Origin of the sequence: Hymenobacter translucens (assembly GCF_020685205.1) — a bacterium.
Classification (GTDB): Bacteria; Bacteroidota; Bacteroidia; order Cytophagales; family Hymenobacteraceae; genus Hymenobacter; species Hymenobacter translucens.
Window position 1 is genome coordinate 81932 of the sequence record NZ_JAJERB010000002.1, and the last position, 12262, is coordinate 94193.

The 12262-nt window shown below is 60.7% G+C and carries 13 protein-coding genes; 5 read left to right on the forward strand and 8 right to left on the reverse strand.

The window, feature by feature from the left end; all coding sequences use genetic code 11:
- Positions 1 to 28 precede the first annotated feature (28 nt).
- On the reverse strand, positions 29 to 448 hold the full coding sequence (locus LJY25_RS04030; protein WP_227606952.1) for an endonuclease domain-containing protein: 420 nt from the start codon (positions 446 to 448) through the stop codon (positions 29 to 31).
- Positions 449 to 844: 396 nt separating this feature from the next.
- Between LJY25_RS04030 and LJY25_RS04035 the strand changes: the two genes are divergently transcribed.
- Together LJY25_RS04035 and LJY25_RS04040 are read left to right on the forward strand one after the other, a co-directional pair.
- On the forward strand, positions 845 to 3223 hold the full coding sequence (locus tag LJY25_RS04035; RefSeq protein ID WP_227606953.1) for a ribonucleoside-diphosphate reductase subunit alpha: 2379 nt from the start codon (positions 845 to 847) through the stop codon (positions 3221 to 3223).
- A gap of 601 nt (positions 3224 to 3824) precedes the next feature.
- Complete coding sequence (locus LJY25_RS04040) at positions 3825 to 4286, forward strand: hypothetical protein (RefSeq protein ID WP_227606954.1); 462 nt, start codon at positions 3825 to 3827, stop codon at positions 4284 to 4286.
- 97 nt (positions 4287 to 4383) lie between these two features.
- Here the strand turns inward: LJY25_RS04040 and LJY25_RS04045 are convergent, their stop codons facing one another.
- Positions 4384 to 4965, reverse strand: coding sequence for a hypothetical protein (locus LJY25_RS04045; protein WP_227606955.1), 582 nt, complete (start codon positions 4963 to 4965; stop codon positions 4384 to 4386).
- A gap of 450 nt (positions 4966 to 5415) precedes the next feature.
- Between LJY25_RS04045 and LJY25_RS04050 the strand changes: the two genes are divergently transcribed.
- Positions 5416 to 5865, forward strand: coding sequence for a hypothetical protein (locus LJY25_RS04050; RefSeq protein WP_227606956.1), 450 nt, complete (start codon positions 5416 to 5418; stop codon positions 5863 to 5865).
- A 420-nt stretch (positions 5866 to 6285) separates the two neighbouring features.
- Here the strand turns inward: LJY25_RS04050 and LJY25_RS04055 are convergent, their stop codons facing one another.
- Positions 6286 to 6474, reverse strand: coding sequence for a nuclear transport factor 2-like protein (locus LJY25_RS04055; RefSeq protein WP_227606957.1), 189 nt, complete (start codon positions 6472 to 6474; stop codon positions 6286 to 6288).
- Complete coding sequence (locus LJY25_RS04060; RefSeq protein WP_227606958.1) at positions 6471 to 6686, reverse strand: hypothetical protein; 216 nt, start codon at positions 6684 to 6686, stop codon at positions 6471 to 6473. Before LJY25_RS04060 ends, LJY25_RS04055 begins: the two co-directional genes overlap by 4 nt.
- A gap of 122 nt (positions 6687 to 6808) precedes the next feature.
- Here LJY25_RS04060 and LJY25_RS04065 point away from each other — a divergent pair, with 122 nt between their 5' ends.
- Positions 6809 to 7381 carry a GNAT family N-acetyltransferase gene (locus LJY25_RS04065; RefSeq protein ID WP_227606959.1) on the forward strand — a complete coding sequence of 191 codons (573 nt, stop codon included), beginning with the start codon at positions 6809 to 6811 and terminating at the stop codon, positions 7379 to 7381.
- A gap of 91 nt (positions 7382 to 7472) precedes the next feature.
- Positions 7473 to 8822 (forward strand): TPM domain-containing protein, encoded by a 1350-nt coding sequence (locus LJY25_RS04070; RefSeq protein ID WP_227606960.1) that lies wholly within the window; start codon positions 7473 to 7475, stop codon positions 8820 to 8822.
- Between the two features lie 126 nt (positions 8823 to 8948).
- On the opposite strand, the gene LJY25_RS04075 is transcribed toward LJY25_RS04070, so the two are convergent.
- The 4 genes from LJY25_RS04075 to LJY25_RS04090 all read right to left on the reverse strand — a co-directional run bounded on the left by LJY25_RS04075 (position 8949) and on the right by LJY25_RS04090 (position 12242).
- Positions 8949 to 10286 carry a Gfo/Idh/MocA family protein gene (locus LJY25_RS04075; RefSeq protein WP_394799949.1) on the reverse strand — a complete coding sequence of 446 codons (1338 nt, stop codon included), beginning with the start codon at positions 10284 to 10286 and terminating at the stop codon, positions 8949 to 8951.
- 292 nt (positions 10287 to 10578) lie between these two features.
- Positions 10579 to 10902 (reverse strand): hypothetical protein, encoded by a 324-nt coding sequence (locus tag LJY25_RS04080; protein ID WP_227606962.1) that lies wholly within the window; start codon positions 10900 to 10902, stop codon positions 10579 to 10581.
- Between the two features lie 254 nt (positions 10903 to 11156).
- Entirely contained in the window at positions 11157 to 11477 is a 321-nt protein-coding gene (locus tag LJY25_RS04085) for a hypothetical protein (RefSeq protein WP_227606963.1), read from the reverse strand.
- Between the two features lie 507 nt (positions 11478 to 11984).
- The gene (locus LJY25_RS04090; protein ID WP_227606964.1) at positions 11985 to 12242 is read right to left on the reverse strand and encodes a hypothetical protein; all 258 of its coding nucleotides are present in this window, start codon (positions 12240 to 12242) and stop codon (positions 11985 to 11987) included.
- Between the last annotated feature and the right edge of the window lie 20 nt (positions 12243 to 12262).

Here is a 12262-nt window from a genome sequence, read left to right on the forward strand (position 1 = left end):
GCGGGAAACAGGGGCTAGAGCTAGAAAGCTAGTTCCCCTCCTCAGATGAGGAGGGGCCAGGGGTGGTTGACAATCGTTGATCATCCCGAAACTCTGCCTCAATCCCCGCCAGCACCCCATCCAGCTGCCTAAGCACCTGTTCGTTTTCGAACCGCAGCACCCGCAGCCCCAGTTCGGCCAGATACGCCGACCGCTCGGCATCCCGGGCCTCTCCACTCACCGTGAAATGCCCGGCCCCATCGAGCTCAACGACCAGCTTTTCCTGCGGGCAGTAGAAGTCAACAATGTAAGAACCAATGCCATGCTGACGGCGGAACTTACGACCCGCCAGCTGACTGCTCTTTAAAGCCCGCCAGAGAACGACTTCAGCGAGGGTAAGGTGGTTACGCAGCTCCCGGCGGATGGGCTTCTGATAGCCCAGGTTATGCACGTGGTTGGTATCAGGCATAGCGGATAAAAGGTTAGTTGCCCAAAGTAAACAACGACGACCAACCACCCCGCCCTTCGGGCACCCCTCCTTATCCAAGGAGGGGAACTGGGTTCTGCCTGCTGCTTAGCTCCCCGGGACCTTTACCAATTCCCCACGAATCCGCCAACCTGAAATACGGGGAGGCGATGGTGCTATATAGTGGCCTTTCGATTCCCAAAAACGGCCTGAACTGTACCGTTTTAGCGCTATGTGGAAAACTTCTAAAGTTTCCGTTTGTCCTACCCGGCAGAAGCGAATATCTTCCGCATCAAGAACGCCGGAACAGCCGCCGGCTCCCCCTTTTCCCGCTTAGTGTCCCCGCCCTTTCAAGGCGTGGTGTATCCATACCAAAAACCAACGCAACCGCACACGCTTATGCTGGTAATCAAACGCGACGGCCGCCGCGAATCCGTGAAGTTCGATAAAGTTACGGCGCGCATCGAGAAGCTCTGCTACGGGCTCAACATGGTGTATGTCTCCCCGATCGAAGTGGCCAAGAAGGTCATCGACGGTATCTACGACGGCGTGACGACCGTGGAGCTCGACAACCTGGCGGCCGAAACCGCCGCCTCGCTCACCACCAAGCACCCCGACTACGCCATCCTGGCCGCCCGCATTGCCGTCAGCAACCTGCACAAGGTGACCTCCAAGTCGTTTAGCAGCACGATGAAGCGGCTCTACACCTACGAGGACCCCAAGACCGGCGAAAACGCGTCCCTCATTGCCAAGGACGTGTGGGAGGTGATTCACAAGCACGCCGCCACCCTCGACTCGGCCATTCTCTACGACCGCGACTACAGCTACGACTACTTCGGCTTCAAAACCCTGGAGCGCAGCTACCTGCTCCGCGTCGACGGCAAAGTCATTGAGCGGCCCCAGCACATGCTGATGCGCGTGGCCATCGGCATTCACAAGCACGACATCGAGTCGGCGCTGGAAACCTACGATCTGATGAGCGAGCGGTGGTTTACCCACGCCACGCCCACCCTGTTCAACGCCGGCTCGCCCAAGCCCCAGCTGAGCTCTTGCTTCCTGCTCACGATGAAGGACGACTCCATCACGGGCATCTACGACACGCTCAAGAACTGCGCGCAGATTTCGCAGAGCGCCGGCGGCATCGGCCTGAGCATCCACAACGTGCGGGCCACCGGCTCCTACATCAAGGGCACCAACGGCACGTCCAACGGCATCATCCCGATGCTGAAGGTGTTCAACGACACGGCCCGCTACGTGGACCAGGGCGGCGGCAAGCGCAAAGGCGCCTTCGCCATCTACATCGAGCCCTGGCACGCCGACATCTTCGACTTCCTGGACCTGAAGAAAAACCACGGCAAAGAGGAAAACCGCGCCCGCGACCTGTTCTACGCCCTCTGGACGCCCGACCTGTTCATGAAGCGGGTCGAGGAGAACGGCGACTGGACGCTGATGTGCCCCAACGAGTGCCCCGGCCTGGGCGAAAGCTGGGGCGAGGAGTTTGAACGCCTCTACCGCAAGTACGAGAAGGAAGGCCGCGGCCGCCGCACCGTGAAAGCGCAGGACCTCTGGTTCGCCATCCTGGAGAGCCAGACCGAGACCGGCACGCCCTACATGCTGTTTAAGGACGCCGCCAACCGCAAGAGCAACCAGCAGAACCTCGGCACCATCAAGAGCTCCAACCTCTGCACCGAGATTATGGAGTACACCGACGAGAACGAGATTGCCGTCTGCAACCTCGCCTCGCTGGCGCTGCCCCGCTACGTGAAAGAGGAGAACGGCAAGATCTTCTTCGACCACCAGAAGCTGTACGACGTGACCTATCACGCCACCAAGAACCTGAACAAGGTGATTGACATCAACTTCTACCCGGTGCCCGAAGCCGAGCGTAGCAACCGCCGCCACCGCCCCATCGGGCTGGGCGTGCAGGGCCTGGCCGATACCTTCATTGCCCTGCGCATGCCCTTCGAGAGCGACGAAGCCACGGGCCTGAACAAGGACATCTTCGAGACGATCTACTTCGCGGCCATGACGGCCTCCAAGGACCTGGCCATCAAGGACGGCGCCTACGAAACCTTCCCCGGCTCGCCCCTGAGCAAGGGCCAGTTCCAGTTCGACCTCTGGAACGTGACGCCCGACTCGGGCCGCTGGGACTGGGAAACCCTGCGCCACCAGGTGATGGAGCACGGCGTGCGCAACTCCCTGCTCGTAGCGCCCATGCCGACCGCCTCGACCGCGCAGATCCTGGGCAACAACGAGTCGTTTGAGCCCTACACCTCCAACATCTACGTGCGGCGCGTGCTGAGCGGGGAGTTCATGGTGGTAAACAAGCACCTGCTCAAGGACCTCATCAAGCTCGGCATCTGGAACGAGCAGATGAAGAACGACATCATCGCCGCCAACGGCTCGGTGCAGAACATCGACCGGATTCCCCAGCACATCAAGGACCTCTACAAGACGGTGTGGGAGATTTCGCAGCGCCGCATCATCGACATGTCGGCCGACCGGGGCGCGTACATCTGCCAGAGCCAGAGCCTGAACCTGCACGTGATGAACGTGAACTTCGGTAAGCTCACCTCCATGCACTTCCACTCCTGGAAGAAGGGCCTGAAGACCGGCATGTACTACCTGCGCACCAAAGCCGCCGCCGACGCCATCAAGTTCACGGTGCAGAAACAGGCCGCCGAGACCCTGGAGCCGCTCACCGTATCGGCCCAGAACCAGTCCGACATGGCCTGCTCCCTGGATAACCCGGACGCCTGCGAGGCCTGCGGGTCGTAAGAGTAGCCTGTATTAGCTAAAAGCCGCCGTTTCTTCCTGAAACGGCGGCTTTTTTACATCTCAGCCGAGTCGGCACTGCTAGTCGATTAATAGCCTGACCGGTGCGGAATAGAACCGCCGCCTGGCGCGGTCTGGGCGGCGCTGTTGTTCTAACGGAGAGGATAATTGGTGGTAACAATTCCTATCTTCAGTGATGCTAATACCACTTCTACTAGGGCTTCAGCTGTGGGGAGGCTCAGTTGCCCCGAAACCAACGCTTGAACTGACGGTGAAGTACATGTTCTATGCCTGCGAGCCGTGCCCCTCTGCCTATCACGTAATCAGTAGCACTACTCTACAAGGACAATCCTTGATAGGCCATGATATTGCCATTAGTTACCAAGGCAAGCCCTTTGCTGAAAGCCCTTCATTCCCGGCCATCAGTAAAACGAGAAACCGGTTTCTGGTCCAGGGTTATCTGCAGCCGCGCACCATCAGCGACTACCTGCTTTTCAACGACCGAACAGTAGAAGCAGCGAGTATTCGTTGGTTGCCGTAGGCCCGCAGCTCACGCGTTTTTGAGTTTCCTGCGTTTGCTCTTACCTCTCCTCTATTCCTTCCAATGCACTCAGTCCTTATTGCTTGCCGCCTGTTATTCCTATCCCCGAACGCATTGTCAGGGGCTGAACCTTCAGGATTTGCTACAGCAGTGCTGCAGGTAACTCCTGAAAGGGCATTTACCACCCTTTGTAACGATGCGGCCGAGGTACTGCGGCGCGCGTTGGCCGAACCAAACGATGCGAAAGCACTGGCCTTATTGCAGAGCGGGAGCACTCCTATTCTGAAACGCAAGCAGCAGCTTGCCCCAGCGTTCAGCAAGTGGATTAAGACTTTGTCGCCCCCTCAGCGGCAGAGCTTCGCGCAACGCATAATGGTGAACAATGGCATGATCAAGTACCTCCAGTTGATGGAACACGATAAGAAGCTCAATGCTCGTATTGAGCGCAATCCTAAGCTGATGGCTGCTGTGACCAACTTAACTGCAGTAATGCAGATGGAGGTAGAGACTCCCGCGCTTCCTTGATCTTGGTTACTCCAGTGATGCTCTAGCACCCCGCGTCCCTCCCGCAGCTCAGGAACTTAGGTGTTGTCCCACGAGGTACCTATGCGCGGGAAACGAGCTACTGTGCTGGAGTCTCCCTTTCCGCCAGCAACGCATCAATAGCCGCAGCTTCTGCTTCCAGGGCTTCGGCCCGCAGGCGGAGCAGGTGGTAGTCGGCGGCGTGCTGGGGGCGGAACCGGTTGGGCAGGCGCTCCAGCCAGGGGCGCAGGTCTTCCAGCCAGGCTTTGTCGGTGCCGCTGTCGGGGGCGAGCAGCTCGGCCAGCACGGTGGGCAGGGCCTGCTGCCAGCGGGCGGCGTACACGGCCCGGGCTACCAGCGGCTCCATATCCCAGCGCAGCAGCACGGCCTGCCGGCGGCACTGGTCGCGGCGGGCCTCCAGCGGGCCGGGCGCCGGAACGGGGGCCGTAGCGGGCAGCGCCAGGCTTCCGCCCCGCTCCGGGGGCGTGGCGGGCAGGTGGCGGAGCAAAGGCAGCAGGCGGTGGTGCAGAGTCAAACTCAGGTCGCGCCGCCCGGACTCGACGTGGCCGATGATGGCCTTGCCCACGTCCAGAAACAACGACAGCTCTGTCTGGCTCAGGCCAAAGAAGCGGCGCACGGCGCCAACGGGAGTAGAATCGGAGATAAACCGGCGGACTGTCATAATGGAGTTTGTAGACTTACTATCTAAAATAAGCAAAAGGTCTACAAGCTTGTAGACTTCTCATCGGCTTTTCTCTGAATCGTCTACATCGCGGTTAAAGCCAGCGGGAGCTGGCTGAAGCCTCATTTTGCCCGGAAATAAATATCCGATTCTGGTCGGGCAATACGCCTGTTACGCCGGATTTTCACGGTTCTGGCGCGGTAGATCGGTGAAAGCAAAAAGTCTGATTATCGCGTGATTTCGTTTTTCAGCCGGATGGTGATTGAGTAGCTTTCTCAGGAATTCAGGCTCTTGCCACCTACTGCAATGCTTACCGCTCCTGTTCCCTCGCCTCCGGGGAATTCCCGCCCGCTGCCTGCCGAAAAGGCAACCCGGAAGACAAGGCCGTCCCGCCTGACCGGCTTTCCAGCTAGAGACAGTTTTTAAGTTTACCCCCCTTTTCCTCTCGCCATGACTATCCTACGATGCGTGTTCCTGCTGGCGCTGCTTAGCCTGGGCAGTGTATCCTGCAGTTTTGCCCAGTCGGTGCCCGCCTCACCGACGCCAGTGGCCCGCCCCGCTCTGCTCACCCGAGCCGATACGGTGGCCGCCCTGCACGAGCTGTTTCAGACCAAGCGCCAGGCAAATAAATCCTACCTGGTGGCCGTGCCGATAACCATCGGCCTGACGGTGGTAGCCATTGGCGTATCGGCCGTCAATGCCCTGAGCAGCTCCAAGCCGAGCGCTGTACCGGCAGTAGCCAGCCTCGGGGTAGGTGTCGGCGTCACCTCGACCGTACTAGCCGGCTACCTGCGCTATACCAAAGGCCGGGAGCGGGAGGTAATCGAGAAGTATGAGCAGAAAAAGAAGCTGCCTGGCTGGGTCTGGCGGAAGCTGGCCGAGCAGCAGGCCAAGCGCTAACGCGGCTGCCCGGCCGGGGCCGGGTTGTCTCGGGCCCGGAGCGACCAGGCCCTGGCCAGCTGTTCTGTTTGCTTTTCAATCGGCACGTTTCCCACGCGCAGGGCATCCTGCAACAAGGCTTTCCGGCGTTTCCGGTGCCTCTTCCCGTTGGAATCTACTGGGACACCCTTAGCCTACTCGTCGGCCGCGGCACTGGTCTGCCTCCGCCCCGGATAGGCACTCCACTAGCGGCGGGCATTATGGCAACCGACGCAGGCAATACTGCTGCCTGCTACCTGAGCAAATTTTTCGGGCCTATCGTGCCAAACATGGCTCCGCTAGTCCTGTTGCTGCAGCCGCTGTTCGCAATCTTTGGCTTGGTTACGGCGCCGGGCTTGTACCGGTCGGGAGCCGACTGCTGCCTGCTTTGCCAGATTGGGCCTAGGCCCGCTCGTAGCAGGGGTAGCGGCGCTGCCGGTAGATCTTTCCGTCTTTCAGCTCAAAGATTACGCACAGCTGCGCGGCCATCCGCTCCCCGCTGAGCAGGGGCCCGATGTTACGAATAGCCGTAGCCTCCCACCGGCCTTCTACCAGGATGCTGCCGTCGGGGCAGACCTGGGTGTGGCTCACGGCGAACTGGGGTCTGCCAGAATCTCACGGGCCAGCCGGATGTTTTCCAGTATCTCCGTGAAGTTGCGCCGCTGAATGGTCGCGTTCAGGATGCTGGGGTACTCCGTCTGCTCAACGTCGGGATGCAGCACGGCGGCGTAGGCTTCCGGGTTAGTGTCGAATGTATCAACCAAGTCGATATACGCGCTGATAACTGCAAGTTGCTGGTTCATGCTGGGCAGTACGGAAAAAATGTCGGGCAAGATAAGCCAAGCGGCGGAAATAGCCCCGAATTCTCCTAACGCAAATTCGCGTCTATATTGCTGTCCGGGTTGTTTTCCCGTATACGCCTCCCATGATTCCGCTTATCACCCATACTCCCCGCCTCACCTTGCTGGCGGCCAGCCGGGCCCTGCTTACTGCCGAACTGCACAAGCCCCACTACTTTCCCGTGCTGCTGGGAGCCGTCCTGCCGGCGGAGTGGCCGACCGGCGAGTACGACCGCGACGCTATGGAGTTTTTCCTGGAAAAACTCACCACCGGGGGGCGCACCGCCGCTGGCTGGTACGCCTGGTACGCGATTCACAAAGCTACGCCCACTACGCCGGCCACGCTCGTGGGCGCGGGGGGCTTTATGGGGCCGCCCGACGCGCAGGGAACCGCGGAAATCGGCTATTCGGTGGCCCCGGACTGGCAGCGGCAGGGCGTCGCCACCGAGCTGGTGGCCGGGCTGGTGCAGCAGGCGGCGCATACCGGGCAGGTTCGGCGCCTTGTTGCCCACACCGATCCGGATAACCTGCCTTCCCAGGGCGTGCTGCTCCGCAACGGATTTGAGCCCAATGGGCACAACGCCGAAGGGCAGCTGCGCTTCGAGCGGGCCGTGGAGCCAAAGGAGCCCGAACCCGCCGGCAGCTTCCCGCTGCGCTAAACGGCCCGGCGCTGCGCAGGCCACCCCAGCCATAGCCGGCACTGCCCCGTAGAAGGCAAGCGAAACAACCTTTCCACCTTACTTTTCCGCCATGCCACGCTTTCTGTTTCTCGCGTTTCTGTTCGTGTCGGCCTCACTTGGCTGGCCTGCCCTGGGCGCTCCTGCCGACGAGTTGCCCGCCCGGCCTTCGCCCTTCCGGTTTGTCACCGACGAAGCCAAGCTGCTGACTTCGGCCAACGCCCAAACCCTGGAAGGCGGCCTGCGTCGCTACGCCGACAACACGGGCACCCAGATTGTCGTCGTGACGGTGCCCAGCCTGGGGGGCCGCGAAGTGGCCGACTATGGCCGGGCGCTGGGAGAAGCCTGGGGCGTGGGGCAGAAAGACAAAGACAACGGCATCGTGGTGCTGCTCAGCGGGCAGGAGCGCAAAGTCACGATTCAGGCCGGCTCGGGTTTGCGCAGTGCCATCACCCCCGAGCTGACGAGCCGCATTATCAACCAGGAGATGACGCCTAGCTTTAAGCAGGGCAACTACTTCGCCGGCCTGCGCGCCGGGCTCAATTCCCTGATGCTGGCGGCTAACCCCGACTCCAACCCCAACAAAAACCAGCCCGCGGCCACTGCCCCGGCCTCAGCCGATGCAACGGGTTCCGCGGGCCTCGGGGCCACCGCCGGCGCTGCCGGCACCGACCTGGGCGGCAACCAGGCCACCCCGCCCCCCGCGTACGACCCGGTAGCCTCCACGCCGGTCGACACTGAGCCTTCGGGCCCGGGCATGGGTACGCTGCTCATCGGCGCCCTGGGCGTCGGAGGTCTTATTTGGCTTTTGATGCGCATGTTTCGTCGCCGCTCGGCCCCGGCCGCCCCGGTTATGGGTGCCGGCCCCGCCCCTGGCCCTGCTCCGGGTGGCACTCCCAACTTTTACCCGAACCAACCAAACCAGCCCAACCAGCCGAACTTCTATCCCAACCAGGCAAACCAGCCGGGACCCAACAACGGCCGCGGACAAGCGCCCAACTTCTACCCCAACCAGGGCGGTGGCATGGGTGGCGGTATGGGCAGCGGCGTCGGTGGCATGCTGATGACCGGGGCCGCGGCCGCCGCCGGGGCCTATATCGGCAACCGGATGGCCAATGGCAACGACAGCCACGACGGCAGCCAGCTGGGCGCCGGCAACCCGCTGCCTCAGCCCGGCCACGATGCCGGGGCCGGCGCGGCCCTCGGGGGTGCCGCCGGGGGAGCAGCCGGGGGCGGGTTCCCGGCCCTGGGCGGTACAGAGTCGGCGGAGTCGGCGCCCGACTACTTTTCCGAAGAAGCCGGCACCAATAGCTCACCCGACTATTTTTCCACCGACGACAACTCTTCCTACGACGACCTTTCCTCGGGCGACACCGGTGGAGGAGGCTTCGACGACACCAGTGACAACAGCGGCTCCTGGTAAGTACCGGCTCGTCTGAAAGTAAAAGCGCCACCTCTCCCAAGAGGTGGCGCTTTCGTTTGGTGGCTTCGGTGATGAGCTGTTCGTCCGCTACAGGGGCCTGGACCGGTCGAAGCAGCGCCCGTTTCGTTAGGTGCGCTGGGCCTTGGGTTTCAGCGACGTCAGGTCCGCTATCTTGACGGGCTTGCCGCTGTCGATGCTTTTGCGGGCGGCAATGCCGACAAGTACAGCCAGGGCGCCGTCGCGGCTGCGGGCGGCCTGCCGGAACGGGTCCTTGCCGTCGGGGCTGAAAATCTGCTTGCGCAGGCGCACGTCCCCGCCCCCGTGGCCTTCTTCAGTGTTCGGAATGCGGATCAGCTCCCGCTTGCCAAAGTTCGTGGTGACCTGAATCTCGTCGAACTTTTCCATCTCCCAGGTCTGCTTTTCGTGAATCCAAGCGTCGATCTTGCCCTTCGTGCCATTAAAGGAGATGCGGTAGCCCTCGTAGGGCGAGTACGTGGTCAGCGAGTAGCTGACCTGCACATCGTTGGCATACTTGATCTGCACTGCCATCTTGTCGAAGATGTCCACGTCCTCGCGCCACACGCAGCCGTCGCGGTAGTAGCCGTCGTGCTTCTCGTTGTCGACGTAGATTTTCGTCAGGCGCTCGTCTTTGGTAATGTCCCAGTAGAACTGACACTTGTCCTTGTGCGGGCAGGGGCGGCAATGGGTGTGCCGGAAGGGATTGTTTTTGCCGTAGAAGTTGAGCTGCCCGTTGCCATATACCTCTTCCGGGTCGGAGTCGAGCCACCAGTTGAGCAGGTCGAAGTGGTGGGAGGCCTTGTGCACCAGCAGGGTCCCGCTGTTTTCGCGCCGCCGGTGCCAGCGCCGGAAGTAGTCGGCCCCGTGGTGCACGTCGAGGTACCAGTGGAAGTCGGCCGAGGTGACGGTGCCAATGACGCCGCTGCGCAGCAGCTCGTAGATCTTCTGGCGGTGGGGCGAGTACCGGTAGTTGAAGGTCACCATCACCGTCTTGCCGGTCCGCCGCTCGGCATCCAGAATGGCCTGGCACTTCTTCTCGTCGGTGGTCATGGGCTTTTCGGTGACGATGTTCGCCCCGTACTCCATGCCTTTGATGATAAATTCGTTGTGCGTCGAGTCCACCGTGGTCACGATGAGCAGCTCCGGCTTGGTCTGCTTCATCATCTGGTCGAAGTCGGTGAAGGTGGGGCAGCTTACGCCGAGCATCTTCTTGCCGGTAGCGACCCGGCCCGGGTTGCTGTCGCACAAGCCGACGAACTCGATCTGGCTGCCAAACTCCTTCAGGACTTCCTTGCCCCACATGCCCAGGCCGCGGTGGCCGGTGCCCACCATGGCCACCCGCTGCCTGGGGCTGGCCAGGGCGGAGGCCAGAACGTTTTCGGTGAGCAGGGTGCCGGCCAGAGCCGTGCCGGTGGCGTGTAAAAATGTTCTGCGCTGCATAGCCATCTACGAGTTACGAAGGTCAAGGAAACCGCTCCAGGCCAGTCCCGGAACCGGGGCGCACTGCCGGGCCGCCGCCTCATTGCCACGTTAAGCTGTGCTTATTGGCTATGACTTTGAAGCCAAGCGCCTTATTTAATTATGCAAACGTTACCGGGAACGTTGTCAACCGCCGGCTCCAGAACATAACCGCTACGGCTCCTGGGCCAGCTTCCTGGTTTAAAACAAGTCAGCCGCGCCTCCCCGGGGTTGGGAAAGCGCGGCTGAAAGCGGAATGAGCGGCTTTTGAAAAGAAAGCTTATTCCTTGGGCTTGGGAGGCATTACGCCCGTAGGCTTGTCCACCGAAATCACGCCCTGACGCGGGGCTGCTTTCGCGGGCCGGGACTGTATCTTCCGCTTGGCGGCGCGGCGGGCCTTCCAGCGACGGAAGAGGCCCATTTTGCGGTGTCGGCTGCGGCTATTGCCCCGGTAGGGTTTGTAATTGGGGCGGTGTACCCGCGGCCCTGGTGCCAGGGCCATATCAGTCAGGGCCTCAGAACTGACGGCCGCCGTCGCGTCCACTTCGCCCGGAGCAAAGATCAGCAGAGCGGAGAGGAACAGAAGTACGAAGATCTTAAGCATAGCGAGCAGAGAAAAGCAGCAGATGGGTGCTGCTCGGGTGGAAAGGAAGTAGCGCAGGGCAAATTCGGGGCCAGCATGGCCGGCAACGACGGGGTGGTTGACAGAAAACGGAAGAGTGACACCCGTGGTTGCTCCTGCCCGCCGTTGCTACCAGTGCTATTCCAGATTAGTCTCTGACGCAAACAGGCCCCCGGCCCCGGTGTTCCTGTAGCAGGAAACCGGGCCGGGGGCCTGTTTGCGTTTTCGGGCGCGGTCTAAAGCGCGGACGTGCGGCTGTTGCGGCTGCTGCGCTGACTGCGGCGGATCTGCTGCTTCTCGTTACGCTTGGCAAGCAGGCGGGCGTGCCGGCGAGCTTTACGACGCAGGGCCCAGCGGCGGAATACCCCAGCCTTTTTAGCGCGCACCCGGCCCTGGCCACCGTAGGCTTTGTAGCTCGGCCGGTGCTTGTACAATACGCCTTTTACACGGGAGCGTACATACGGTGTGATGGGAGCCGCTGCCGACTCTGCCTGTACGCTCTGAACATCGACCATCGTGAAGAGGGCAAAAACCAGCATTAGTAGAATTTTGGACATAAAGAGGCTTTAAAAGGTTGAGAAAAGGGTTCGTTGGTACTGATCCAAGAGCATACGACAATTGGAGGTGTTTATCGCTCAGCTAAGCTAAGGGATTGTTATCAGAAATATGCTATAAATATTAAAAAAATATTAATCAGATAAACCAAATACCAAATTGCATTTATTTAATATCGTAAATCTTATATAATGAGCTCGTTCGTAGGCTTGAAAATCCAACCTAGTGGGGCGCCAGGGCACTATTTTATTCGGCTGGTCTACGGTCAAGCTGAGCTGTACCTGCCGTTGCTCGTTCCGGCCGGCGCCCGAACCACGGGCCGGCCATACACGGGTGACGGGGTTACTCCCTGCCGAGTTTAAGCCTGACAGTCTACCTCAGTTCGCAAAGGGTGGGCAATCCTGAGATCCGGCAGCTGCAGACCTGGTCTGACAGGAAACAACGAGCAAGTAAAAAGCCACCCGGCGAAGGCGGCTTTTTACTTGCTTGCAGGGCGCTCAGGCTGCTGCCTAGAACGTGCTGTGAATGGATCGGGAGCGGGAAGCCCCGGCCGGCACCGAGCTTTTCTTTTTGGTTTTCTTGAACAGGCCATTGTACCAGTGGTAGGTGTGGCGGCTGTTGCCCTTGTAGGCCTTGTAGTAAGGGCGATGCACAAAAACCTTTCCTTTGGCCTTGGCCCGGGCGTAAGGGCTGGCGGCACCGGCCGAAGCCGACTGCAGGCTCACTAGGGTGAGCAAAGCGCAAATGAGGAGAAGGGCTTTGTACATGTCCGGAGGAGGTTAGTTTC